This is a genomic window from Lactobacillus nasalidis, assembly GCF_016587775.1.
Lineage (GTDB): Bacteria > Bacillota > Bacilli > Lactobacillales > Lactobacillaceae > Lactobacillus > Lactobacillus nasalidis.
This window is the reverse complement of the sequence record NZ_BOCG01000433.1, coordinates 1-1,125: the sequence shown is the minus strand read 5'-3', so window position 1 is coordinate 1,125 and position 1,125 is coordinate 1. Positions and strand designations below refer to the sequence as shown.

At 58.3% G+C, this 1,125-nt stretch carries 1 protein-coding gene; it reads right to left on the bottom strand.

What is annotated here, in order from left to right:
* On the bottom strand, positions 1–1,125 hold a 1,125-nt coding region (locus tag lacNas_RS07995; protein WP_201346761.1), incomplete at both ends, for a phenylalanine--tRNA ligase subunit beta.

Sequence of the window (1,125 nt, the reverse complement as noted above, 5' to 3'; positions counted from 1 at the left end):
ATCGGCCGCGTAGCCGCCAGTCAGTTCGCCGGTAGCCGGGTGGGTGGACTTGATGTTGTCGTAGCCGTAGATCCGGCCGACTTCTTCAAAGATGTCAGAGTCAATGAAGATGTCCCAGCGGCGGTTTGGCACCGTCACCGTGTATTCGTCCCCGTTGACGGCAACGCCGAAGTTCAGCTTGCCCAGGATCTTGACGATTTCGTCCATTGACAGGTCAGTGCCCAAAATCTTGTTGGTCCGGCTGGCCGTCGTGGTGATCACGACTGGTTCCTTGTCCTGGTCGCTGGCCTTGATTTCGCCGGCCAGAACGGTAGCCCCGGCGTCAGCTCTCAAAAGCAGGGCGCAGGCATCCAGCGCCTTTTGCGTGTTGTCCCAGTTGACGCCCTTTTCAAACAAGGCAGAAGCGTCAGTCCGGTTGTCGTGGCGCAGAGCTGCCTTTCTGGTCAAGGCCGGGTCAAAGACAGCGGCTTCCAGGATCACGTCGCTGGTGTCCTCAGTCACTTCGCTGTTGAGCCCGCCCATAACGCCGGCCAGGCCGACCGGCTGCTGGCCGTCAGTGATGACGATATCCTGCGGGTCCAGGTCGATTTCTTTTTCGTTCAACAGCTGCAGCTTTTCACCAGCTTTAGCCAGGCGGACCTCAATCTTCTTGGTCCCTTCAAACAGCTTGGCATCGTAAGCGTGCATCGGCTGCCCGGTCAAAAGCATGATGTAGTTGGTGGCGTCGACCACGTTGTTGATCGGCCGGATGCCGGCATTCCACAAGCGGGTCTGCAGCCACAGGGGACTTTCAGCAATCTTGACGCCGGTCACCTTTCTCAAGTAGTACTTCGGCGCGATCTTTTCGTCAGCCGTAGCCGTAAAGTCGCCGGTCCAGTCAGCGCCGTCTTCTTTCAAGACCACTTCTTCGATCTTCGGCTTCTGGTCGATCAAGGCGCCGACTTCGTAAGCAGCCCCTTCCATTGAGGAAGTGTCGGCCCGGTTAGGCGTGATGTCAAAGTCCAGAACGTAGTCGTCCATCCCCAGAGCTTCAAAGACGGAGTCGCCCGGCTTGAGGTCAGGGTCGTGGAAAAGCCAGATGCCGTTGGCGTACTTCGGCGGCACGACTGAGTCGCTGAAGCCGAG